Here is a 23,475-nt window from a genome sequence, read left to right as displayed (position 1 = left end):
AGCGATGCCGTTACTGCAACTGAAAAACCTCGAGAAACATTACGGCCAGCAAGTGGTGCTGGAGCGCCTCAACATTGAGGTTGAAGAGGGCGAGTTTGTGGCGATTGTCGGTGCGTCCGGCTGCGGCAAAACCACTTTCCTGAATATGCTGCTCGGCACTGAAGCGCCCAGCAAAGGCCAGCTGTTGCTGGATGGCGAACCTATCCCCGACGAACCGGATGCGCATCGCGGCGTGGTGTTTCAGCGTTATTCCGTGTTTCCGCATCTGACGGTGCTGGGCAACGTGATGCTGGGCGACGAGTTCAGCAGTGCGCGTTGGCTGGGCCGCGTGTGGGGAAAGAAACGCCAGGCGATTCGCCAGCGCGCGCAGGCCATGCTGGCGCAGGTCGGGCTTGAACAGGCACAGAATAAATATCCGCATCAGCTGTCGGGCGGCATGCAGCAGCGTCTGGCGCTGGCGCAGGCGTTGATGAAGCAGCCGCGCATTTTGCTGCTCGATGAACCCTTCGGCGCACTCGATCCCGGCATCCGTAGCGAGATGCACCAACTGATCACCCGTTTGTGGCAGCAGCATAACCTGACCATCTTCATGATCACCCACGATTTGAAAGAGGGATTTAGCCTTGCATCGCGTCTGCTGGTGTTCGACAAGCTGCGCCACGATCCGCACGCGCCTGAAGCCTGGGGCGCGACCATCACTTACGATCTGCCGCTGGATCGCGCACAGCCATCCGAACCGCAGGTCGCCTAAAGGAGAAAACCATGAAGCCTTACCAAACCTTGTTGCCGAGCGGCGCACACTGGTCGCTGGTGATGCGCAGCGGCAGCGCGCTGACCCTCACCGATGTCGAAGGTGGCGCCAACGTCGGCCTGCTGTTTTACAACCCGGAAAACCTGCTGGAGCGCTATAACGCGCCCGATACCCTGAAGTGCCAGCACACTTTCCGCCTCACCGCCGGTCATTGTCTCTATTCCGATATGGGACGGATTTTCTGCGGCATCGAACACGACAGCTTCGGCTGGCACGAAAGCGTGTGTGGCACGCTGAATGCCGCACAAACCGCCGCGCGTTTTGGTGCCAGCACCTATCAGCAGGCGCGCAATCTGCGCCATCAAAATGGCTACGACAGTTTTCTTGTCGAGCTGGCCAAATATGGGCTCGGCCAGCGCGATATGGCGTCCTGCCTCAACCTGTTTGCGCAGGTGCGCGCCGACGACAGTGGCACTTTGCAGCTGGAACGTCAGGGCGCGGCGGGTGCCAGCGTGCGTTTACGTTTCGCGATGGACACGCTGGTGCTGCTGCACACTTGCCCGCATCCGCTCAGCGCATCGCAGGATTATCCGCGCCAGCCGGTGCAGATCGAACTGGATGCGCAACACGCGCCGCTGCCGGCGATGTGTCTCGAGCGCGACGAGAATAAGCGCGGTCTGCGCAATAACGCGCTGTATCAACTGCAAGGAGAAATGTGATGATCATTGAAAGTCAGCGCAATCCAGCCGAAGCGCGCTTCCAGCAACAAATTGATGCCGGTGATTACTGGCTGCAGCGCATCGAGGCGGGCCAAACGCTACGCATCACCGATCTTGAAGGCAATCAAGCCGCAGATACGCTGTTTTTCAATGCTGATGACACCGCCGAACGCTACAGCATGAGCGACACGCTGCGCGGGCAGAACAATGTGTTTCTGACGGCCGGCAGCGTGCTGCGCTCGAACTTTGATCGCCCAATGCTGACCATCACTGCCGATACCTGCGGCCGTCACGACACGCTCGGCGGCGCTTGTTCGTGCGAAAGCAACACGGTGCGCTATGACCTGGAGAAGCGCCATATGCATTCGTGCCGCGATAGCTGGATGCTGGCGGTGGCGGAACAGCCGGAGTTTGGCCTGACGCGCCGCGACATCACCCACAACATCAACTTTTTCATGAACGTGCCGGTGACGCAGGATGGCGGATTGACCTTTGCCGACGGCATTTCTGCGCCGGGCAAATATGTCGAGATGCTGGCGCACATCAGCGTGCTGGTGCTGATCTCCAACTGCCCGCAGCTCAATAATCCCTGCAACGGTTACAACCCAACGCCGATTTTAGTCAGCGTGTGGTGATTCTCTGACGCAACGGGACGACCCGTTTTCTGCCGTCAATGCTACGCAGGACGACCTGCCGCAACGAGAGTATTCAGTCATGATTGATCGCGTATTAATTGCCAACCGTGGCGCGATTGCCGTGCGCATTATTCGAACCCTGCAAGCCATGAATATCCGGGCGATTGCCGTATACGCCGAAGCCGACCGTCATGCGCGCCATGTGCGTCTGGCGGATGAAGCCTGGTCGCTCGGTGAAGGTCAGGTGCGAGACACTTATCTCAATCAGGATAAATTACTGGCGATAGCCGCGCAGAGTGGCGCGCAGGCGCTGCATCCCGGTTACGGTTTTCTCAGTGAAAATCCGGAGTTTGTCACGCGCTGCGAAGCGGCGGGCGTGCATTTTCTTGGGCCGAGCGCCGAGCAGATGGCGGCCTTTGGCCTGAAACACAGCGCGCGTGCGCTGGCTGAACAGAATAACGTGCCGCTGCTGCCGGGCAGCGGCTTACTGGCTTCGCTGGCCGAGGCGCAGCAGATGGCGGCGCAGATTGGCTATCCGGTCATGTTGAAAAGCACCGCGGGCGGCGGCGGCATTGGCATGCAGCGCTGCGACGATGCCGAACAGCTCGACGCGGCATTTACCCGCGTGAAGCGCCTGGCGGGCAACAACTTCGCCGACGATGGCGTGTTTTTAGAGAAGTTTATTGCGCGTGCGCGCCATATCGAAGTGCAGATTTTTGGCGACGGCGCAGGTGAAGTCATCGCGCTCGGCGAGCGTGATTGCTCGGCCCAGCGCCGCAATCAAAAGGTGCTGGAAGAGACGCCCGCACCGGGCTTGAGCGCTGCGGTGCGCGCGCAGTTGCAGGCCACCGCCGTAAGGCTGGCGCGGGCGGTGAACTATCGCAGCGCGGGCACGGTGGAATATGTTTATGACGATGCCAGCCAGCAGTTCTGGTTCCTCGAAGTGAACACGCGCTTGCAGGTGGAACATGGCGTCACCGAAATGGTGTATGGCGTTGATTTGGTGCGCTGGATGGTAGAACTGGCGCAGCAAAGATTGCCGCCGCTGGCCGATTTGCAGCCGGTGGTGCAAGGTCACGCCATTCAGGTACGGCTTTACGCCGAAGATCCGGCTAAGCAGTTCCAGCCCAGCGCGGGATTGCTCAGCCATGTGCAGTTCCCGACTATGATTGAGGGCGCTAAGCTGCGCATCGACAGCAGCGTTGAGAGCGGCATGGAGGTTTCGCCATTTTACGATCCGATGCTGGCGAAACTTATCGTGCATGCCGCTGACCGGACCAGCGCGCTAGGCAGCATGGCGCAGGCGCTATCCGCCACCGAACTGTACGGCATCGAAACCAATTTGCTGTGGCTGCGCCAGCTGTGCACGCTGCCGGACGTGCAGCAGGGACGCATCATCACCGCCACGCTCGGCACCCTGCAGTGGCAGCCGCCAACGCTGGATATTCTCAGCGGCGGCACCTTAACCACAGTGCAAGATGCGCCGGGCCGCATCGGTTATTGGCATGTTGGTGTGCCGCCTTCCGGTCCATTCGACAGCCGCGCGTTCCAGCTGGGTAATCGCCTGTTAGACAATGATGCGCAGGCCGCCGGGCTGGAGATCACCTTGCGTGGCCCGACGCTGCGCTTCAACCAGGCCTGCAGTTTTGTCCTGACCGGCGCGCCGATTGCCGCGCAGCTTGATCAACAAACGATACCGATGCATCAGCGGCTGACGGCGCAGGCCGGGCAAACGCTGACGCTCGGCGAAGTTCGAGACGGCAGCCGCAGCTATCTGCTGCTGGCCGGTGGCCTCGATACGCCGCGCTATCTGGGTAGCCGCAGCACTTTCACCCTCGGCAAATTTGGTGGTCATGCCGGACGCGCGCTGCGCGCTGGTGATGTGCTGCATCTCGCCGCGCCGCAGGTGCTGACAGCGGCCAGCTTGCCGGATAATTTGCTGCCGTCACTGAACGGCAGCTGGCAGCTGCGGGTGATTTACGGTCCGCATGGCGCGCCAACCTTCTTCACCGATGAAGACATCGCCGAATTTTTCGCCGCTGAGTGGCAAGTGCACTACAACTCCAGCCGCACCGGCATTCGCCTAATCGGCCCCAAACCGACCTGGGCACGCAGCGATGGCGGCGAAGCGGGCATGCATCCCTCGAACATCCACGACAATGCGTACGCCTTCGGCACGGTGGATTTTACCGGCGATATGCCGGTGATCCTCGGCCCGGATGGCCCATCGCTGGGAGGTTTTGTTTGTCCGGCAACGGTGATCGAAGCCGATCTGTGGAAGCTGGGGCAGCTGAAAGCTGGCGATCGCGTCCAGTTCCAACCGATCGAACTTGCCACCGCCGATCAACTGGCGCAAGCGCAGCGTGACGAGATCATCAAACTGCAATCTCAACCGATTACAGTGAACGCGGCGCTGCCCTTAATTGATCCGGTTCTGCACCATCATGCGGCAACGGAGCAACGTCCTTCGCTCTGTATTCGGACGGCAGGCGACCGTTTTCTGCTGGTGGAATATGGCGATTTGCAACTGGATATCGCGTTGCGTTTTCGCGTGCATGCGCTGATGCAATGGCTGGAAGCGCACCCGCTGCCGGGGCAACTGGAATTGACGCCTGGCATCCGCTCGCTACAAATTCATTATGACGCACAAATGTGTGCCAGAAGTGAGCGAGTGGCGCAAATATTGCACGCTGATTTAGCATTGGGGAGCCTGGCCGATGCGGCCGTGCCTGCGCGCACCGTCTGGCTGCCACTCAGCTGGGATGATGCGGCCTGTCGTGAAGCGATTGTGCGCTACGACCAATCCGTCAGACCGAATGCGCCGTGGTGCCCAAGCAATATTGAATTTATTCGCCGCATCAATGGGCTGGATAGCATTGAATCGGTAAAAGAGATCGTATTTAGCGCCTCTTATTTGGTCATGGGATTGGGCGATGTCTATCTCGGTGCGCCGGTGGCTACGCCACTCGATCCGCGCCATCGCCTGGTGACCACCAAATACAATCCGGCGCGCACCTGGACGGCGGAAAATTCAGTCGGTATCGGTGGCGCTTATATGTGCGTGTACGGCATGGAAGGGCCGGGCGGCTATCAGTTTGTTGGACGCACTATGCAGATGTGGAACCGCGATCGCCCCACAGCTGCGTTTACCCAGCCCTGGTTACTGCGCTTCTTCGATCAAATTCGCTTTTATCCGGTAGATGCCGACGAGTTGCTGCAGATTCGTGAGCGTTTCCCGTGGGGCGATTATCCGCTACGCGTGGAACAGGGTGAATTCCGCCTCGCCGAGTATCAGGCGATGCTGACGCAGCACGCGCAGGAGATTGATGCCTTCCAGCAGCAGCGCCAGCAGGCGTTTGATGAGGAGTTGGCGCGCTGGCGAGCGGAAGGGCAGTTTACCTTCGATAGCCAGCTGCAAGCGCAGAGCACCGAAGAGAGTGTGGTGCCAGCCGGTTGTCATCCCGTTGAGAGCCAGGTGGCGGGCAGCGTGTGGCAATGGCTGGTGGAGGAAGGCAGTGAAATCAGTGCGGGGGCCACGGTCGGCATTCTCGAATCAATGAAGATGGAAATCCCGATCGTCGCGCCCGTCAGTGGAAAAATCCATAGTCTGACGCGGCAGCCTGGGCAGCAAGTGCAGGCAGGTCAATTGCTTATGGTGATCGACCCAAAAGTGGCATAAGAAAGAATAAAAAATAATCAGGAATCTGGCAGCAAAGTCGGGGATATGTCCCATACTTAGAAACCCGAACTATTGTTGCATTGCCCTGACATCTTTTGCAGTGCTCAACAGGCTGTGTCCCGCATCGGTTTGATAATAACTATGCGAAACCGCTTCGGGATACAGCCTGATCGTCCGGTTTCAGCGCCTGGTGGCGCTTACCTCTCTACTTTCACGTGCTTCATAGTGAGTTTTTAAGGAGTTCTCTATGGAATTAAAAGATCCCATGGTCGAGTTGCTCAGCAGCCTTGAGCAGATTGTTTTGACACGTGACGCGAAGCCATCCGTATCAGAAATTTCAATCAATCAGACTACAGTTCCCGAGCCGCAGCGTTTACGCGAGATGACCGGCATGCAGGTTGACGAATTTGCCCGTGTGATGGGTGTCAGCGTTTCGTCAGTGAAAAGCTGGGAGGCGCAACGTACACGTCCTTCCGCTACGGCGCGTAAATTGATGAAGTTGTTGCAGGCCAACCCTTATTTAGGGCGTCAGCTGCTGGAGTAATCCCTTTTTTGGGATGATCCAACCCGCCTTGATGGCGGGTTTTTTAATTTATGGCGCCATACTTTGCTGCCTGTTTAACGAACCAGCTCTCCGGCACGCAGTGCGGCGGTTGCGCTAACTGCGCAAGCCCTTGTTTGATGGTCTGCTCTGCCTGCCGCCAAAGATGGCTATCGCCCTCGCGCAGTAGCTGAATCTGAATCTGCTTTTCCACCAGATAGACGCGCGCAAAGTCGGCATCGTACTGCACGATGGCGCGGGTGTTGTCGATGATGTCGGCCAGCTTGATGGTTTGCGCTTCGGGCGAGGCATCGGCGGTATGACGAAAATGCGCCAGCTTGCGTGCGGCGCGGTTTTTTGCCGCAGGCTGCGCGCTGTCGGTGAGCTGGTCCACCAGTTCCGCCACGCGCGGGCCGAAATGGCGTTCGATATCGTCAATGGTGCTGGGCGTGTCTTCTACCGTGTCATGCAGCCAGGCGGCGGCAATCATCTGTTCATCATCGGTAACGCTACGCACTAATTCGGCGACGGCAGCCGGATGCACAATGTAAGGCTCGTCAGTGTATTTGCGACGTTGACCCGCAGCGGCATGCGCCTCAGTGGCATAACGGCGCGCTTGCTCTTCCAGTGAATCTCGCATATTTCACTCTCCCAGAGAAAAGTCGCTTGCAATTATCTAGCGCGCTATTTATATTGAAACCCATGAACAGTAATCAAGATGACAAAAAAGTGAAGCAGGCGCCACTTCAGTTAGATCAGCAGCTCTGCTTTGCACTGTATTCGGCGAATCTCGCGATGCACAAAGTCTATCGCCAGCTGCTATCAAAGCTGGAGATTACCTATCCGCAATATCTGGTGATGCTGGTGCTGTGGAATCAGGACGATGTGACGGTCTCTGAGATTGGCGAGCAGCTGTTTCTTGATTCAGCTACGCTGACGCCGCTGTTGAAACGTCTGGAGAGCGCGGGTTTATTGCATCGCCAGCGTTCCCGTCAGGATGAGCGTCAGGTTGTGGTAACGCTGACCGATGAAGGTCGTGCGTTGCGTGACAAAGCAGAAAGTATTCCGGAAGCCATTCAGTGCGCAACAGCCTGCGATGACCAGGTGATGGCATCTCTGAAAGCTCAGTTAGACGAGTTGCGCGATAGCCTTTACCGCGCCAATTAATAAACAGGGGAAGTCGCTGTCCAGACAACCCAAAAGATGACGTTCAGGTTTGCGCATAATAAGTAGTGCGCGATTATATAGCGAATTAATGAGGTTATTATGTCTTTAGAAAAAGTTGTTTACACTGCAAAAGCTAAAGCTACCGGCGGTCGTGATGGTCGTGCTACTTCTTCCGACAACGTGCTGGATGTAAAACTGGGCGTGCCAAAAGAGATGGGCGGCGCAGGCGGCGAAGTGACTAACCCAGAGCAGCTGTTTGCTGCAGGTTATTCAGCGTGTTTCCTCGGTGCGATGAAGTTTGTGGCTGGCCGCGACAAGATTGCGATGCCGAAAGATGCGTGGATTGAAGGCGAAGTTGGCATTGGCCCAATCCCGAACGGTTTCGGTATTGAAGCCAAGCTGAATATCCATCTGCCAGAGATGGACGCAGCTGAAGCGCAGAAGCTGGTGGATGCGGCACACATCGTTTGCCCATACTCAAACGCAACGCGTGGCAACATCGACGTGACGCTGAACATCATCAACTAATTGATGTTGTTAATGACAAAAGGCTCCTGCGGGAGCCTTTTTTACATATGAATAAAACGCTAACCGGTTCGATTAGAAAATTTATCTGGTCTTACCATTGGTTAAATGTTCTACTGCTCGGCTTCGCGCCATCGCCCTTTCGCCAGTCGGAATCGTCCCGATCCTGCATCTTGCGTCACGCTTTTTCTGCGGTTTAGCGAACTCTGCTGTCTTTAAACAGTCACATAACGGTTGATACAACGACACCAGGTCGGGAATAGAAATTTTCATGAATTATATTAAAAGTTTAACGCAGCAGAAGCTGTCACTACTGCTTGCGTTATATCTCGGTATCTTACTGAATTTACCGATATTTTATCGCCGCTTTGACGGCTTCTTAACGAAATCCAATATCTCTAATTGGCTCTCCGCGGCGGCGGAAGTGATGGCAGCTGTGCTGCTGACTTTCTTCCTGATGCGCTTACTGTCGCTGGGCGGCAAATGGGTTTACCGCATTCTCGCCACACTCACCGTGATCATCTCTGTTGCCGCCGCCTATTACATGGCGTTCTTCAACGTGGTGATCGGCTACGGCATTATCGCCTCGGTGATGACCACCGATATCGATCTCTCTAAAGAAGTGATTGGTCTGCATTTCGTGCTGTGGATGGTGCTGGTGAGCGCGCTGCCACTGCTGCTTATCTGGCGCAATAAGCTTAGCCAAACGCTGATTGAACAACTTAAAACGCCAGGGCAACGTTTGAAGCCGGTAGCCATTATGCTGCTGAGCGTGGCGCTGGTCTGGCTGCCGATTCGCTATTTCGACAAACTGCAGAAGGTGAATGAAGAGATCACCAACATCGATTTGCCGAGCTATGGCGGCGTGGTGGCGCACTCGTATCTGCCATCCAACTGGATTGCCGCGCTGGGCCTGTTCGCCTGGACCAAAGTTGATGAAGAGTGGGATGGTCAGAAATTACTCGATCCGGCAAAAGAGTTTACTTACGTCGCGCCTGCGGGCATCGACGATACCTATATGGTGTTTGTGATTGGCGAAACCACGCGCTGGGATCACATGGGCATGCTCGGCTACGATCGTGATACCACGCCGAAGCTGTCGAAAGAGAAGAATCTGGTCGCGTTCCGTGGTGAATCTTGTGATACCGCCACCAAGCTGTCGTTGCGCTGCATGTTCGTGCGCGAAGGCGGCACCATGGATAATCCGGGCCGCACGTTGAAAGAACAAAATGTTTTCGCCGTGTTGAAAGAGCTGGGCTTCACGTCTGAGCTGTTCGCGATGCAGAGCGAAGTGTGGTTCTACGATAACGCTGACACCAATAACTTCTCGTTCCGCGAGCAGATTGGTTCAGAGAAGCGTAATCAGGGCAAAGCGGTCGATGACATGCTGTTAGTGCCGGAGTTGCAGGCATCGCTACAGCGCTTCCCGAAAGGCAAGCACGTGGTGATTCTGCACACCAAAGGCTCGCACTACCTTTATTCTCAGCGTTACCCGCGAGACTTCGCGCGCTATCAGCCGGAGTGCATGGGCGTTGATGAGAAGTGCAGTAAAGCGCAGTTGATTAACGCCTACGACAACTCGATTTTATACGTTGATACCATGCTGGATAGCGTGCTCGATCAGTTGCGTGATAAGAAGGCGATTGTGTTCTACGCCTCCGATCACGGTGAATCAATCAGCGAGAATATGCACTTGCACGGCACACCGCGCGAGATGGCGCCACCGGAGCAGTTCCGTGTACCGATGATGGTGTGGGCTTCTGATAAGTATCTTGAGGATCCAACCAACCGCAGCAACTTCGAACGTTTACAGGCGCAGCAGCGCGTGGGTAAAACCCATCGTCATGTTGAACTGTTCGATACCATTATGGGATGCCTCGGCTACACCTCACCGGACGGCGGAATTAAAGACGCAAACAACTGGTGTTCAGCACCTGCGGCCGCGCCTGCTAAAGCACTGTGATTTTTTGGGGTTGTTGACCGCTGCTTGCTTTCCAGGCGATCAGTTGGGTTTTCAGTAAAAGGCATTGACGCTTTTTTAGCAGCACAGTAATATGCGCCCCCATCGGCGAGTAGCGCAGCTTGGTAGCGCAACTGGTTTGGGACCAGTGGGTCGGAGGTTCGAATCCTCTCTCGCCGACCATCTTTGAAGAAGCCTGCTTTATAAGCAGGTTTTTTTTCGTCTGTAATTTGTTGGGCCTTGTGCCGATCAGGCTGAAATACAGGGCCGCTCCGTAAAGTCGCCGTGGACACATCCCTGTGGGCTCTGCCGACGCATCCATGCGTCGGAAGCTTTACTCCGCGGCCCTGTATCTCATCCTTAATGAGGCTCCGATGCGTTGCCTTTTACCGCCACACCAATGCTGATCAGCGATGGGAAGGCGGCTCGGTTAGCAAAGCGTCCGCCGCAGGGATGCGGCGGTCGAGGCTACAGGGATGTATTTACGCCGACTTTGCGTTCGAGCCGCCTTTCCTGAGCAACGCACCGAGTGAACAGCAAAACCCGTCGATTTAACCCTTCCGCGCGTCAAACCAATAATAACCATTAATATCTCCAGTTTACTCTCTGCATCCCTTGCCAAATCACACCAACAGGCTTAATTCGCGAAACATTCTTCTTATGACCGGTTTATGCATCATGCTGATTTCTTATGCCATTTCCCTAGCACATTCCGCTGCCTGAACGTCATAACGCACGCAGAATCGTTCAGATATTCAACATTTACCAATAAGTTTCGTGTGTTTTTTAGCGGTGATAATCACTGTCATTTGGCTACATAGCCAGATAATCACGCGGCATTGAGTGCTTTATCACCTTTTTTAATTTTGGCTTAGGCGCGCAAGGGTGTTTTTTATCGTTGCTTGCACTTACTCACACTCTGTGTAAATAACCCCACACTGTATTGACGTTCATTGCAACTGTTGACAAATTGATGCGTCAATAAAATGTAGAGAAGGACGTGTCTGACAGATTCCACGGTGCCAGCACAAAAAAATAACCGCTCACATTTTGCTTACTCTTAATTGACCTGCCCGAACCGCATAAAAAAATCAGAGGTCGGGCGACGCACACAACATCACATCACAATGGAGCAAAACATGATCAACTCCCTGGCTAAATCCAGGATGCTGAAGGTCGGTCTCAGCCTGATTGCTATGACCGTTGCCGCTGGTGTCCAGGCGAAAACCCTCGTTTATTGTTCAGAAGGTTCGCCGGAAGGCTTCAACCCGCAGCTCTTCACATCGGGTACCACCTACGACGCAAGCTCCGTACCGATCTACAACCGTCTGGTTGAATTCAAAACCGGTACCACCGAGCTGCAGCCAGGTCTGGCAGAAAAATGGGATGTCAGCGCGGACGGTAAAACTTACACCTTCCACCTGCGTCAGGGCGTGAAATGGCAAACCACTAAAGACTTCAAGCCAACCCGCACCTTCAATGCCGATGACGTCGTGTTCTCCTTCGAGCGTCAGCTCGACAAAAACAACAAATATCACGGTGTTTCTGGCGGCAGCTACGAATACTTCGAAGGCATGGACATGCCTAAGCTGATCGCCAAAATCGAAAAAGTTGACGATTACACCGTACGCTTCACCCTGACGCGTCCTGAAGCGCCGTTCATTGCTGACCTCGGCATGGACTTCGCCTCAATCATTTCTAAAGAATATGCCGACAACATGCTGAAAGCGGGCACGCCTGAGAAGCTGGACCTCAATCCAGTGGGCACCGGTCCGTTCGTACTGCAGCAGTATCAGAAAGACTCGCGCATTCTGTATAAAGCTAACCCAGACTTCTGGGGCACCAAGCCGAAGATTGATCGCTTAGTGTTCTCCATCACGCCAGACGCCTCTGTGCGTTATGCGAAACTGCAGAAAGGCGAGTGCCAGGTCATGCCGTACCCGAACCCGGCCGACATCGCCAGCATGAAGAAAGACGACAAAATTAACCTGATGGAACAGCCTGGTTTGAACGTCGGTTACCTGTCGTTCAACACCGAGAAAAAGCCGCTGGATAACGTGAAGGTGCGTCAGGCACTGACCATGGCGGTGAACAAACAAGCCATCATTGATGCTGTTTATCAGGGCGCTGGCCAGGCCGCGAAAAACCTGATCCCACCCACCATGTGGGGCTACAACGACGACATCAAAGATTACGCTTACGATCCTGAGAAAGCCAAAGCGCTGCTGAAAGAAGCAGGTATGGCTGATGGTTTCTCCATCGACCTGTGGGCAATGCCGGTTCAGCGTCCATACAACCCGAACGCACGTCGCATGGCGGAAATGGTTCAGGCTGACTGGGCGAAAATTGGCGTGAAAGCCAAAATCGTCACCTTCGAATGGGGCGAGTACCTGAAACGGGCAAAAGCCGGTGAACACCAGACCGTGATGATGGGCTGGACCGGTGATAATGGGGATCCGGATAACTTCTTCGCCACGCTGTTCAGCTGTGCAGCGGCGAAAGACGGTTCTAACTACTCACGTTGGTGCTACAAGCCGTTTGAAGATCTGATTCAGCCAGCGCGTGCTGAAGCCGATCACAACAAACGTATTGAACTGTACAAACAGGCTCAGGTAGTGATGCATGACCAGGCTCCAGCGCTGATCATCGCTCACTCAACCGTATACGAGCCAGTGAGTAAGAAAGTCTCTGGTTATGTGGTTGATCCATTAGGTAAACATCACTTCGAAAACGTCGATATCCAGGAATAACCTTTCGGATTATCGCGGTCAGGGCCAGCATTGCTGGCCCTCGGGCGGCACCTTCGCCGCCCGTATTCCGCTCTTTTTTTCCGGCAAATTCTACTAATGAAGCGCTTCTTGCGTCGCGTCCGCTCTTGGCTGGCTGCGAGTGTTGAGCAATGTTGTCCCCGGCGGTAACGCTGTGGGAAATGTCAGAGAACCAGGCTTATGCTGCAATTCATACTCCGACGTTTGGGCCTTGTCATCCCAACGTTCATCGGTATCACATTATTGACCTTCGCGTTTGTCCACTTGATCCCCGGCGATCCGGTACTGATCATGGCCGGCGAACGCGGCATCTCTCCTGAACGTCACGCACAATTGATGGCGCAGTTTGGCCTCGATCAGCCGATGTGGAAGCAATACATCACCTACATCAACGGTGTCTTACACGGTGACCTCGGCATCTCGCTGAAAAGCCGCATCCCGGTTTGGGACGAATTCGTACCACGCTTCAAAGCCACGCTGGAACTGGGCATCTGCGCCATGTTGTTCGCGGTAGCTGTCGGCATTCCCGTCGGCGTGCTGGCCGCAGTAAAACGTGGATCGATCTTCGATCACACCGCCGTGGGCATCTCGCTCACCGGTTACTCGATGCCGATTTTCTGGTGGGGCATCATGCTGATCATGCTGGTCTCGGTGCAGTGGAACCTCACGCCGGTCTCCGGGCGCGTCAGCGACATCATCTTCCTCGACGACAGTCATCCGCTCACCGGCTTTATGCTGATCGATACGCTGTTCTGGGGCGAAGAGGGCGATTTCAAAGATGCGGTGATGCACATGATTCTGCCTGCCATCGTGCTCGGCACCATTCCGCTGGCGGTGATTGTGCGTATGACGCGCTCCTCAATGCTGGAAGTGCTGGGTGAAGATTACATCCGTACCGCGCGCGCCAAAGGTCTGACGCGTATGCGTGTGATTGTGGTCCACGCGTTGCGTAACGCCATGCTGCCGGTCGTCACCGTGATTGGTTTGCAGGTTGGTACGCTGCTGGCCGGTGCGATTCTGACCGAAACCATCTTCTCATGGCCGGGACTCGGTCGCTGGCTGATTGAAGCGCTGCAACGCCGTGACTATCCGGTAGTGCAGGGCGGCGTGCTGCTGGTGGCGATTCTGATCATCGTGGTCAACCTGCTGGTTGATCTGTTGTACGGCGTGGTCAATCCACGTATCCGTCATAAGAAATAAGGGGGAATCATGTCTGCTGTTGATCCCGCAAGCGTAACTGCTGCACCCAAGCCGATGACCCCGTTGCAGGAATTCTGGCACTACTTCAGGCGTAACAAAGGCGCGGTTATCGGCCTGGTTTACATCGTTCTGATGCTGTTAATCGCTATCTTTGCTGATGTGTTGGCACCGCACGCACCGGCTGAGCAATTCCGTGATGCCTTGCTGCATCCGCCGGTTTGGCAGGAAGGCGGCAGCTGGAGCTACATCCTCGGTACCGATGACGTGGGCCGCGATGTGCTGTCGCGCCTGATGTACGGCGCGCGCCTGTCGCTGCTGGTTGGCTGCATGGTCGTCGTGCTGTCGCTGATTCTCGGCGTGATATTTGGCCTGATGGCTGGCTACCTTGGCGGCGTGGTTGACGCCATCATTATGCGTGTGGTCGATATCATGCTGGCGCTGCCAAGCCTGCTGCTGGCATTGGTGCTGGTGGCAATCTTCGGTCCGTCGATCGTTAATGCCTCGCTGGCGATTACCTTCGTCGCCTTGCCGCACTATATCCGTCTGACGCGTGCTGCGGTGCTGGTTGAAGTTAACCGCGACTACGTTACCGCCTCAAGCGTGGCGGGTGCCGGTACGCTGCGCCAGATGTTCATCAATATTCTGCCTAACTGCCTGGCACCGCTGATCGTGCAGGCATCATTAGGTTTCTCCAACGCCATCCTCGATATGGCGGCGTTGGGCTTTCTCGGTATGGGGGCGCAGCCGCCCACGCCGGAGTGGGGCACCATGCTCTCCGACGTGTTGCAGTATGCGCAAAGTGCCTGGTGGGTGGTGACATTCCCTGGAGTGACCATTCTGCTAACGGTTCTGGCATTCAACCTCATGGGCGATGGTTTGCGTGATGCACTCGACCCGAAACTCAAGCAGTAAAGAGGCACCGAGATGGCGTTATTAAATGTAGACAAGTTATCGGTGCATTTCGGCGACGAAAAGACACCGTTCCGTGCAGTTGACCGCATCAGCTATCAGGTCGAGCAAGGCCAGGTAGTCGGCATCGTCGGGGAATCCGGTTCCGGTAAATCGGTCAGCTCGCTGGCGATTATGGGCCTGATCGATTATCCCGGCCGCGTGATGGCCGAGAAACTGGAATTCAATCAGCGCGACCTGCAGAAAATCTCCGAAAAAGAGCGCCGCCAGTTGGTGGGCGCCGAAGTAGCGATGATCTTCCAGGACCCGATGACCAGCCTCAACCCTTGCTACACCGTGGGTTTCCAGATCATGGAAGCGCTGAAAGTGCATCAGGGTGGCAGCAAACGTACCCGTCGTCAGCGTGCGATTGATCTGCTCGATCAGGTGGGCATTCCCGACCCGGCTTCGCGCCTGGATGTGTATCCGCATCAGCTGTCGGGCGGGATGAGCCAGCGCGTAATGATCGCGATGGCGATTGCCTGCAAACCGAAACTGCTGATCGCCGATGAGCCGACCACCGCGCTCGACGTGACCATTCAGGCGCAAATCATCGAACTGCTGCTGGAGTTGCAGAAGCAGGAGAACATGGCGCTGATTCTAATTACTCACGATCTGGCGCTGGTGGCCGAAGCGGCACAGCACATCATCGTGATGTACGCCGGACAAGTGGTGGAAAGCGGTAAAGCGGTGGATATCTTCAAAGCGCCGCGTCATCCCTACACGCAAGCGCTGCTGCGCGCGTTGCCTGAGTTCGCCGCTGACAAAGCGCGTCTGGCTTCGCTGCCGGGCGTGGTGCCGGGTAAGTACGATCGCCCAACCGGCTGTCTGTTGAATCCGCGTTGCCCGTATGTGACCGATCGCTGCCGCAGTGAAGAACCTGAGCTGCGCGACATTCCGGGCCGTCAGGCCAAATGTCACTTCCCACTGGATGATGCCGGGAGACCGACTTATGAGTCTTGATAATGAAAAGCAGGATTACCTGCTGCAGGCGATTGACCTGAAAAAACACTACCCGGTGAAGAAAGGTCTGTTTGGCCAGGAACGTCTGGTCAAAGCGCTGGATGGCGTGTCGTTCAATCTTGAGCGCGGCAAAACGCTGGCGGTGGTGGGGGAATCCGGCTGTGGTAAATCCACGCTAGGTCGCCTGCTGACGATGATTGAAACGCCAACTGAAGGCCAGCTGTTCTGGCACGGTCAGGATCTGTTGAAACACGATCCGCAGGCGCAGAATCTGCGTCGCCAGAAAATTCAGATCGTGTTCCAGAACCCGTATGGCTCGCTCAATCCGCGTAAGAAAATCAGCCAGATTCTGGAAGAGCCGCTGGTGATCAACACCTCGCTGACCAAAGCGGAGCGCAAGGAAAAAACGCTGGAGATGATGGCGAAGGTTGGCCTGAAAACCGAGCATTACGATCGCTATCCGCACATGTTCTCGGGCGGCCAGCGTCAGCGTATCGCTATCGCGCGTGGTTTGATGCTCGATCCTGATGTGCTGATCGCCGATGAGCCGGTCTCCGCGCTCGACGTGTCGGTGCGTGCGCAGGTGCTGAATTTGATGATGGACTTGCAGCAGGATTTAGGCTTGTCCTACGTCTTCATCTCGCACGATCTCTCCGTGGTGGAACACATCGCCGATGAGGTGATGGTGATGTATCTCGGCCGCTGCGTTGAGAAGGGCAGCAAAGAGGCGATCTTCAGCAATCCGCGTCATCCTTACACGCAGGCACTGCTGTCGGCGACACCACGCCTCAACCCGGACGATCGCCGCGAGCGCATCAAACTGACGGGCGAGTTGCCAAGCCCGCTCAATCCGCCGCCGGGCTGTGCGTTTAACGCGCGCTGCCGTCGTCGTTTTGGCACCTGCGTTCAGCTGCAGCCAAAACTGAAGCAATATGGCGATCAGCAAATCGCCTGCTTCGCGGTTGATCAGGATGAAAATCAGCCGGTAGGCGTGTCATAAATTACTGCCATAAATGAATCAAGGCTCCTGCGGGAGCCTTTCTTTTTGCTGATTAATACATGAGATAAATTAACGACAAAAAGTGTTACTGCCAAAGCCCTGGCAAAAGCATTACGCCACTGCATCTGTGAACAATTGGTCCTGATTAAGATATATAGCGTAAAGGCAAATTCCTATTTTCATCATCATTGTGTGAGCAATGTCACTGTAGAATAAAATCCATAACTTGCAGCGCAGTAGAGGTTTTTCAGTAGCTTAGGTTAAAATCCCTGCGTGATTATTTCTGTTAATTGATACTAATTAATCTCCGTCCATAAATAACTGCATGCTTTTTGCATTCCCGCTTTTTCAATCTTAAAGATAGAATTGTTTTATTGAATGCGCTGTTTTAGTAATCAGATTTGTCTCACCGTCTTTTAATGTGTGTGATATATTCGCGGAAAATTCCCTCCCGCTTTTACAGGCTCTGATCATGAAGAATTACGACGATCTGCAGCGTTTTAAAGAGAAAACGCAGACGCTTGACATCGCTTTTAAGGATATGTCCGGTCAATCGCAGGAAGCCGATCAAAGTCAGTGGGCGTTACTGCGTCAATTGACCACCGAACAAGAGCCTGAATTAGGCAGCGGTCAGCGCATCGATATGCCGCAACCACAGCCGATTCGCGGGGATGAATTCAGCGCACCGCCGGAACCGGCTCAGGCTGCACCAGCCAGCCCGACGCGCGCATCGATTCTCGATCGCCTGAACGCACCTGCCGCCGCGCAACCGGAGAGCGGCTCACCGCTGTTTCCGCCCGCGCCGTCGGTTAAGCCGCTCTCCTCTGCGACGCCATTAGCGCCGAAAGCCACGCTGGTCGAGCGCCAGGCGACAACCTCACTGTTTCCACCAGCAAAACCTGCCGCCGCGCCAGCCGCTCAGCCTGCTGCTGTTGCCGCACCGGCAGCTCCCGCGCCAATCGCGCCAGTGCCTCTGCCAACCCTGGCCGCTGCGGTTGAACCGGCACGTCCGGCTGCGCCGGCCCCGTCTCGCTTTGGTGCGCTGTTCCGCTCGCGTCCAGCCGAGCCGGCTAACCTGTCAAAAGAAACACCGTTAAAACCGCTACTGGAGAAGATTGCGCTATGCCGTTAGTTTGTGTGTGCTCGCCAAAAGGGGGAGTAGGGAAAACCACCATGGCGGCCAACCTTGCGTGGAGTCTGGCTCGCGCTGGCAGCAAGGTATTGGCAATCGATTTCGATGTTCAGAACGCCTTGCGCCTGCATTTCGGTGTACCGCTGAATGATGGTCGCGGCTTTGTGGCACGCTCTGAAGATCAGGCTGACTGGAGCCAATCGATTCTGACCACCGGCGGCAATATTTTCGTCATGCCGTATGGCGAGGTCAGCGAAGAGCAGCGTGAACGCTTTGAAGAAAATCTGGTAAAAGATCCCCATTTCCTGAAACGCGGGCTGGATACGGTGCTGAATTATCCGGGACTGGTGATTATCGCCGATTTTCCTCCCGGTCCGGGTCCGGCGCTTAAAGCAATGCAGGCACTTGCCGATATGCATTTAGTGGTGATGTTAGCGGATACCGCATCGGTCTCGTTGCTGCCGCAAATAGAAAATGACCGCATGATCGGTCGGCCGCTGAATAATAAACGTGGTCACTATTTTGTCCTTAACCAGAGTGATAACCGCCGCAATATTAGCCGTGAAGTCACCGCTTTTATGCAGCAGCGCTTGGGTGAGAACTTATTAGGCGTGGTTCATCGTGATGAAAGCGTCGCGGAAGCCAATGCCTCGCAACAATCGGTTTATGATTTCAGCCCAGCGTCTGCAGCTGCGTTTGATATCGAATTAGTGGCAAAACGCGTAGCCAATATCCTGGATATCACCGTGGGTAACGGCGAAGTTCAGGCACCTTTTCGCAGCCACTATTAATAATGAGGCCGACTCCGGCCACATAATAACAACACAGCTTCTTCAGGGTGAATCATGAGTAAACTCGGGTTTTACCTGCTGCTGCTGGTGCTTGCACCGGTGGCGGCGGTAATTGTCATCACGCCTATGGACAGCCAGAAGCAATATATATTTGGCTTAATCAGCATCGGGATGATGTTTCTACTGGGCTTCAGCAAAAGCCGCAAAATAACCATCGTGATGGTTATCTTATCCGCGCTGATGTCGACCCGATATATCTGGTGGCGCACCACGGAGACGCTGCAATTTAATTCTGAGATTGAAGCGATTCTCGGTATCGGCTTATATCTGGCCGAACTGTACGTCTGGCTGATCTTAATTCTCGGCTTCCTGCAAACCACCTGGCCATTAAAACGCACCATCGAACCTCTGCCGGATGATACCAGCCTGTGGCCGACGGTGGACGTCTATGTTCCGACCTACAACGAAAGTCTCGAAGTGGTGCGTGATACCGTGCTGGCGGCGCAGTGTATTGATTACCCGCGCGACAAGCTGAAGGTCTATTTGCTGGATGACGGTAAGCGCAGTGAGTTTGCGGTATTTGCCGCCGATGTTGGCGTGGGTTACATCACCCGTGACGACAATAATCACGCTAAAGCCGGTAACCTCAACCACGCGATGAAGATCACCAAAGGTGAGCTGATTTGCATCTTCGACTGCGATCACGTGGCCACGCGCACCTTCCTGCAGGCGACGGTCGGTCCGTTCCTGAAAGACCCAAAGCTGGCGCTGCTGCAAACCCCGCACTACTTCTATTCGCCAGATCCGTTCGAGCGTAACCTGCGCGCAGCGCGCAGCATCCCGAACGAAGGTTCACTGTTCTACGGCCCGGTGCAGCAGGGTAACGATAACTGGAACGCCACCTTCTTCTGCGGTTCTTGTGCGGTGATTCGCCGTAGCGCGCTGGAAGAGATCGGTGGTTTTGCGGTGGAAACCGTGACCGAAGATGCGCATACCGCGCTGAAAATGCAGCGTCGCGGTTGGGGATCGGCCTTCCTGGCGATTCCGCTGGCGGCCGGTCTGGCGACCGAGCGTCTTGGCCTGCACGTTGTGCAGCGTAACCGCTGGGCGCGTGGCATGACGCAGATCTTCCGCGTTGATAATCCGCTGTTTGGCCGTGGATTGAAATGGCAGCAGCGTCTGTGCTACCTCAACGCCATGCTGCACTTCCAGTTCGGCTTGCCGCGCGTGGCGTTCCTGACGGCACCGCTGGCCTACCTGCTGTTTAACCTGAATATCATTCACTCGTCGGCCTCGCTGATTTTCGCCTACGTCCTGCCGCATCTGGTGATGTCGCTCTACGTCAACTCGCGAATGAACGGCAAGTTCCGTTACACCTTCTGGGGCGAAATCTACGAAACCGTGATGTGCTTCCACCTCGTCATCCCAACGCTGCTCACCATGCTGGCGCCGAAGCGCGGTAAGTTTAACGTAACGGATAAAGGCGGCCTGCTCGATCAGGGCTTCTTCGACTTCCACATCGTGCGTCCGCATGTGATTGTCGCGGTGCTGCTGTCGATCGGCATCATCGCGGGCGTGGTGCGCGCTACTGCGCATGACTACTTTGGCGTTGATCCTTACGTTATTGCGCTCAACGTCGGCTGGGCGGTATTCAGCCTGGTTATCCTGATGGCGGCGATTGCCGTGGCCCGCGAAACCAAGCAGGTGCGTAAAACCATCCGTATTGAAGTGCAGATTCCGGCGGTGATTCACTACGCCAGCGGCATCTCGTCACGCACGAAAACCAGCGATCTGTCGATGGGCGGCGCGCAGTTGGATGCGCCGGACAATCGTCACGAGCACGATGAAATTGAAGAGATCGATCTGCTGCTGAAGTCGGGCACTATCACCATTCCGGTGAACAAAATTTCCGGCGATGAGGAGAGCATCCGTCTGCGCTTTGGCGATATGCCGCTGTCGCGCCGCCGTGAGCTGGTGCGCGTGGTACTGGCGCGTGCCGATGCGTGGATTCAGCCAGAGTATAAGCAAGACAATCCACTGATTTCGCTTGGCACCATTATTCGTACCGTATTTGAGCTGTTCTGGCTGACCTGGAAAGATCGCCGTGAGAAGCGTAAGCGTGACAACCAGCCCGCGGTAAAAGAGGACAGCGCTGCATGAAGAATTTGACGCAAACGTTGCTGGCAAGCTCGCTGGCAACGGCGCTGCTGCTCGCACCAGCGTGGGCCGAAACCCCGCCAGTCACTCAGGATAGCGGCGCGCTTTCAGACGTGCCGCCGCCGCAAGGTATTGAAAGTGCCGCCGATCAACAGCTGCAACAGGCGGCGGGCGCTGCACCTTATGCGCCAGCGGAAACCGCACCGCAAACTGCTCCGGAAACCGTACCGGAAGCCGCATCGACAATGGAAAACGACGCGCCTGCTGAACCTGCTGCCAGCGAACCTGCTGCTGCCGCACCAGAAATGGTGCTGCCAACGGTAACGCCAACCGCACCGGCGGTAATGCCAGAAACGGCTTCCGTGACGCTTAACCAGCCAATCAGCAGCACCGTTTCGGTGGCGCAGATGGGCCAGCCACGCGGCATTACGCTGACCGGCGGCCAGCTGCAATCCGGTATCATGTTCACCCTGCCCAGCGATGAAGTGATCACCAACGCGCGTCTTAATCTGTCGCTGCGCGTCTCGGCGGCGCTGGCCGCGCGTAACACCTCGCTGCAGCTGATGCTGAACGGTCAGCCGCTGGGTACCTTGCCTTTAGGCGCCAGCGACAGCGATGTCAGCGATTACCAGCTGGATATTCCGGCGGCGATGGTGGTCTCCAGCAACAACCTCAGCTTCAAGATTAACGATGCCGACAAGCTGCTGTGCGAGAAAGAGAGCGCGCAGCAGTATCAGGTGTCGATTTTGCCGAAAACCACGCTGAGCCTCGAAGGCCAGCAGCTGAACATCGGCACCAGCCTGCGTAACTTCCCGCGTCCGTTTATCGATGCGCAGCGCATGACGCCCGCCAGCGTCACCTTTGGCTTTGCCGCCAATGTCGCGCCGGACAGCATCAGCGCCGCTGCGCTGGTGGCATCGTGGATGGGCATTCAGTCGGATTATCGTGGCATCCGTTTCCCGGTGGTGCGCGGCGATCTGCCTGAACACAACGGCATTCTGGTCGGCCATCCGGGCGACAAAATTGGTACCGTAACCTTGCCAGCCACCAGTGGTCCGCTGCTGCAGGTGATCGATAACCCGAACAATCCGGTCTACAAACTGCTGCTGGTGGTGGGCGCAAATGACGATCAGCTACGTCAGGCCGCTAACCGTTTAACCACTCAGCCGCTGGCGACCGATGCCAGCAGCCTTAACGTGCAGCCGCAGCCGATTGGCGTGCGTAAGCCGTACGATGCGCCGCGCTGGATCAACACCACGCGCCCGGTGCGTTTGAGCGAACTGCTGCGCAAAGATCAGAGCCTGACCACCACTGGCATCTGGCACGATGCGCTGAGCGTCAACTTCCGCGCGGCGCCAGACCTGTTCCTGTGGGATGGCGACACCATTCCGGTGGAGCTGCACTATCGCTTCCCATCCGAAAGCTGGATTGATGAGGACAACTCGTTCCTCAACGTCATGATTAACGGCACGTTCCTGCGCAATCTAACAGTGAATAAAGTCGGCTTGCTGGAGAGCGCCTGGCATCGGCTGGGCGGCGACGCGCGTCAGGAGCATTACACCCTGAAGCTCGAACCCTATCTGATTTACGGTGATAACCAGCTGGCGCTCTACTTCAACATCAAGCCGAAAGCGGATGCGCCGTGCGGCGTGCTGCTGAACAACAACATTAAGAGCCGCATCGAAGAGGATTCGTGGATCGATCTGAGCCACACGCGCCACTTCACCATGCTGCCAAATCTCTCTTATTTTGTTGGCGCTTCGTTCCCGTTCTCGCGTCTGGCGGACTTCTCGCAGACCACGCTGCTGCTGCCGGAACAACCAAGCGATGCGGAGATCGCCACGCTGCTGGATATGGCCTCACGCGCCGGTAACGCTACCGGCGTGCCGCTGCTGCAAAATCAGGTGCTGTTTGGCCTGCCAAACGGCGGCACCAACATGACGCGCCTGCAGCAGAGCGATCTGCTGGCGGTGAGCACCACGCAGAACAACGACTTCAACCAGGCAATGCTGGCGAACACGCCGTTCGATACCAGCGGCAACACGCTGGGCGTGAAAGAGCCCACCACCTGGGACAAACTGCGTGGCTGGCTGACCGGCGACTGGTATCGCCAGCCGCTGGATGCCGATCGTTACTTCTCCTCCAACGAAGCGTGGCGCGGCTTTGTCAGCTATCGATCGCCGTGGAACCCGGATCGCTTAGTGGTGATGACGGTGGCGACCAGCGATCAGCAACTGCTGCGCCTGCATGAAGACCTGAATTCTGCACGCATCAACGCCGGGATTCGCGGCGATACCGCCATCATCACCGATGAGAACGGCATTCGCAGCTTCCGCGTCGGCCCGCAATTCCCGAGCGGCGAAATGCCGTGGTACATGATGGTGGTGTGGTATGCCAACCAGCACTCGGTGCTGATGGCGCTGGCGGCGCTGCTGCTTTCAGCGTTGGTCGGCGGCGGTGCGTGGGTGATGCTGAAACGTCATGCGTGGCGTCGTCTTAATCCAAAAGTTGATAGCAAGTCCGGCAAGAAGTAAGGATA

The 23,475-nt window shown here is 56.0% G+C and carries 18 protein-coding genes and 1 tRNA gene; 18 read left to right on the top strand and 1 reads right to left on the bottom strand.

Annotated features, from left to right (window positions below; genetic code table 11):
* The first annotated feature begins 4 nt into the window (after window positions 1–4).
* The 5 genes from K5Y30_RS20430 to K5Y30_RS20410 all read left to right on the top strand — a co-directional run bounded on the left by K5Y30_RS20430 (window position 5) and on the right by K5Y30_RS20410 (window position 6,328).
* The gene (locus K5Y30_RS20430) at window positions 5–751 is read left to right on the top strand and encodes an ABC transporter ATP-binding protein (RefSeq protein WP_222185679.1); all 747 of its coding nucleotides are present in this window, start codon (window positions 5–7) and stop codon (window positions 749–751) included.
* A gap of 11 nt (window positions 752–762) precedes the next feature.
* A complete protein-coding gene (locus K5Y30_RS20425) occupies window positions 763–1,470 on the top strand; it encodes an urea amidolyase associated protein UAAP1 (protein WP_222213147.1) in 708 nt (235 codons plus the stop codon).
* A complete protein-coding gene (locus K5Y30_RS20420) occupies window positions 1,470–2,105 on the top strand; it encodes an urea amidolyase associated protein UAAP2 (protein ID WP_222185681.1) in 636 nt (211 codons plus the stop codon). Before K5Y30_RS20425 ends, K5Y30_RS20420 begins: the two co-directional genes overlap by 1 nt.
* 79 nt (window positions 2,106–2,184) lie before the next feature.
* Entirely contained in the window at window positions 2,185–5,784 is a 3,600-nt protein-coding gene (uca, locus tag K5Y30_RS20415) for an urea carboxylase (RefSeq protein ID WP_222213144.1), read from the top strand.
* A 247-nt stretch (window positions 5,785–6,031) separates the two neighbouring features.
* Window positions 6,032–6,328 (top strand): HTH-type transcriptional regulator, encoded by a 297-nt coding sequence (locus K5Y30_RS20410; protein WP_008104629.1) that lies wholly within the window; start codon window positions 6,032–6,034, stop codon window positions 6,326–6,328.
* Between the two features lie 43 nt (window positions 6,329–6,371).
* Here the strand turns inward: K5Y30_RS20410 and K5Y30_RS20405 are convergent, their stop codons facing one another.
* Window positions 6,372–6,965: an HD domain-containing protein gene (locus K5Y30_RS20405; protein ID WP_222185683.1), complete on the bottom strand. Its 594-nt coding sequence runs from the start codon at window positions 6,963–6,965 to the stop codon at window positions 6,372–6,374.
* A 62-nt stretch (window positions 6,966–7,027) separates the two neighbouring features.
* Here K5Y30_RS20405 and K5Y30_RS20400 point away from each other — a divergent pair, with 62 nt between their 5' ends.
* The 13 genes from K5Y30_RS20400 to bcsB all read left to right on the top strand — a co-directional run bounded on the left by K5Y30_RS20400 (window position 7,028) and on the right by bcsB (window position 23,470).
* Window positions 7,028–7,492, top strand: coding sequence for a MarR family winged helix-turn-helix transcriptional regulator (locus tag K5Y30_RS20400; RefSeq protein WP_110867890.1), 465 nt, complete (start codon window positions 7,028–7,030; stop codon window positions 7,490–7,492).
* 99 nt (window positions 7,493–7,591) lie between these two features.
* The gene (locus K5Y30_RS20395; protein ID WP_222185684.1) at window positions 7,592–8,020 is read left to right on the top strand and encodes an organic hydroperoxide resistance protein; all 429 of its coding nucleotides are present in this window, start codon (window positions 7,592–7,594) and stop codon (window positions 8,018–8,020) included.
* A 268-nt stretch (window positions 8,021–8,288) separates the two neighbouring features.
* The gene (eptB, locus tag K5Y30_RS20390; protein ID WP_101763805.1) at window positions 8,289–9,980 is read left to right on the top strand and encodes a kdo(2)-lipid A phosphoethanolamine 7''-transferase; all 1,692 of its coding nucleotides are present in this window, start codon (window positions 8,289–8,291) and stop codon (window positions 9,978–9,980) included.
* A 103-nt stretch (window positions 9,981–10,083) separates the two neighbouring features.
* Window positions 10,084–10,160: transfer RNA gene (locus K5Y30_RS20385), tRNA-Pro, on the top strand.
* A gap of 956 nt (window positions 10,161–11,116) precedes the next feature.
* Window positions 11,117–12,727: a dipeptide ABC transporter periplasmic-binding protein DppA gene (dppA, locus tag K5Y30_RS20380; RefSeq protein ID WP_101763804.1), complete on the top strand. Its 1,611-nt coding sequence runs from the start codon at window positions 11,117–11,119 to the stop codon at window positions 12,725–12,727.
* A gap of 198 nt (window positions 12,728–12,925) precedes the next feature.
* A complete protein-coding gene (dppB, locus tag K5Y30_RS20375) occupies window positions 12,926–13,945 on the top strand; it encodes a dipeptide ABC transporter permease DppB (RefSeq protein WP_222213142.1) in 1,020 nt (339 codons plus the stop codon).
* 9 nt (window positions 13,946–13,954) lie between these two features.
* Window positions 13,955–14,857, top strand: a complete 903-nt coding sequence (gene dppC, locus K5Y30_RS20370) for a dipeptide ABC transporter permease DppC (protein WP_110867893.1) — start codon at window positions 13,955–13,957, stop codon at window positions 14,855–14,857.
* A 12-nt stretch (window positions 14,858–14,869) separates the two neighbouring features.
* Complete coding sequence (gene dppD / locus K5Y30_RS20365) at window positions 14,870–15,856, top strand: dipeptide ABC transporter ATP-binding protein (protein WP_222213140.1); 987 nt, start codon at window positions 14,870–14,872, stop codon at window positions 15,854–15,856.
* A complete protein-coding gene (gene dppF, locus K5Y30_RS20360; RefSeq protein WP_222213116.1) occupies window positions 15,846–16,856 on the top strand; it encodes a dipeptide ABC transporter ATP-binding subunit DppF in 1,011 nt (336 codons plus the stop codon). The genes dppD and dppF overlap by 11 nt, the downstream gene beginning before the upstream one ends.
* Window positions 16,857–17,328: 472 nt before the next feature.
* Window positions 17,329–17,988 carry a cellulose biosynthesis protein BcsO gene (bcsO, locus tag K5Y30_RS20355; RefSeq protein ID WP_222213114.1) on the top strand — a complete coding sequence of 220 codons (660 nt, stop codon included), beginning with the start codon at window positions 17,329–17,331 and terminating at the stop codon, window positions 17,986–17,988.
* Window positions 17,979–18,779 (top strand): cellulose biosynthesis protein BcsQ, encoded by an 801-nt coding sequence (gene bcsQ, locus K5Y30_RS20350; RefSeq protein WP_101763799.1) that lies wholly within the window; start codon window positions 17,979–17,981, stop codon window positions 18,777–18,779. The genes bcsO and bcsQ overlap by 10 nt, the downstream gene beginning before the upstream one ends.
* 54 nt (window positions 18,780–18,833) lie before the next feature.
* Window positions 18,834–20,939 carry a UDP-forming cellulose synthase catalytic subunit gene (gene bcsA, locus K5Y30_RS20345; protein ID WP_222185687.1) on the top strand — a complete coding sequence of 702 codons (2,106 nt, stop codon included), beginning with the start codon at window positions 18,834–18,836 and terminating at the stop codon, window positions 20,937–20,939.
* Window positions 20,936–23,470, top strand: a complete 2,535-nt coding sequence (bcsB, locus tag K5Y30_RS20340) for a cellulose biosynthesis cyclic di-GMP-binding regulatory protein BcsB (protein WP_222185688.1) — start codon at window positions 20,936–20,938, stop codon at window positions 23,468–23,470. Before bcsA ends, bcsB begins: the two co-directional genes overlap by 4 nt.
* Window positions 23,471–23,475: the final 5 nt, after the last annotated feature.

This window comes from Pantoea sp. DY-5 (assembly GCF_019795955.1).
GTDB lineage: Bacteria > Pseudomonadota > Gammaproteobacteria > Enterobacterales > Enterobacteriaceae > Pantoea > Pantoea leporis.
The sequence above is the reverse complement of the archived record's forward strand: the minus strand, read 5'-3'. Positions and strand labels throughout refer to the sequence as shown.

Coding starts and splice junctions, on each gene's coding strand:
- eptB (WP_101763805.1), top strand. CDS start 8,289: ATGAATTATATTAAAAGTTTAACGCAGCAGAAGCTGTCACTACTGCTT.
- K5Y30_RS20395 (WP_222185684.1), top strand. CDS start 7,592: ATGTCTTTAGAAAAAGTTGTTTACACTGCAAAAGCTAAAGCTACCGGC.
- K5Y30_RS20410 (WP_008104629.1), top strand. CDS start 6,032: ATGGAATTAAAAGATCCCATGGTCGAGTTGCTCAGCAGCCTTGAGCAG.
- K5Y30_RS20420 (WP_222185681.1), top strand. CDS start 1,470: ATGATCATTGAAAGTCAGCGCAATCCAGCCGAAGCGCGCTTCCAGCAA.
- bcsA (WP_222185687.1), top strand. CDS start 18,834: ATGAGTAAACTCGGGTTTTACCTGCTGCTGCTGGTGCTTGCACCGGTG.
- dppB (WP_222213142.1), top strand. CDS start 12,926: ATGCTGCAATTCATACTCCGACGTTTGGGCCTTGTCATCCCAACGTTC.
- uca (WP_222213144.1), top strand. CDS start 2,185: ATGATTGATCGCGTATTAATTGCCAACCGTGGCGCGATTGCCGTGCGC.
- dppD (WP_222213140.1), top strand. CDS start 14,870: ATGGCGTTATTAAATGTAGACAAGTTATCGGTGCATTTCGGCGACGAA.
- bcsB (WP_222185688.1), top strand. CDS start 20,936: ATGAAGAATTTGACGCAAACGTTGCTGGCAAGCTCGCTGGCAACGGCG.
- K5Y30_RS20405 (WP_222185683.1), bottom strand. CDS start 6,965: ATGCGAGATTCACTGGAAGAGCAAGCGCGCCGTTATGCCACTGAGGCG.
- K5Y30_RS20400 (WP_110867890.1), top strand. CDS start 7,028: ATGAACAGTAATCAAGATGACAAAAAAGTGAAGCAGGCGCCACTTCAG.
- bcsQ (WP_101763799.1), top strand. CDS start 17,979: ATGCCGTTAGTTTGTGTGTGCTCGCCAAAAGGGGGAGTAGGGAAAACC.
- K5Y30_RS20430 (WP_222185679.1), top strand. CDS start 5: ATGCCGTTACTGCAACTGAAAAACCTCGAGAAACATTACGGCCAGCAA.
- dppA (WP_101763804.1), top strand. CDS start 11,117: ATGATCAACTCCCTGGCTAAATCCAGGATGCTGAAGGTCGGTCTCAGC.
- bcsO (WP_222213114.1), top strand. CDS start 17,329: ATGAAGAATTACGACGATCTGCAGCGTTTTAAAGAGAAAACGCAGACG.
- dppC (WP_110867893.1), top strand. CDS start 13,955: ATGTCTGCTGTTGATCCCGCAAGCGTAACTGCTGCACCCAAGCCGATG.
- dppF (WP_222213116.1), top strand. CDS start 15,846: ATGAGTCTTGATAATGAAAAGCAGGATTACCTGCTGCAGGCGATTGAC.
- K5Y30_RS20425 (WP_222213147.1), top strand. CDS start 763: ATGAAGCCTTACCAAACCTTGTTGCCGAGCGGCGCACACTGGTCGCTG.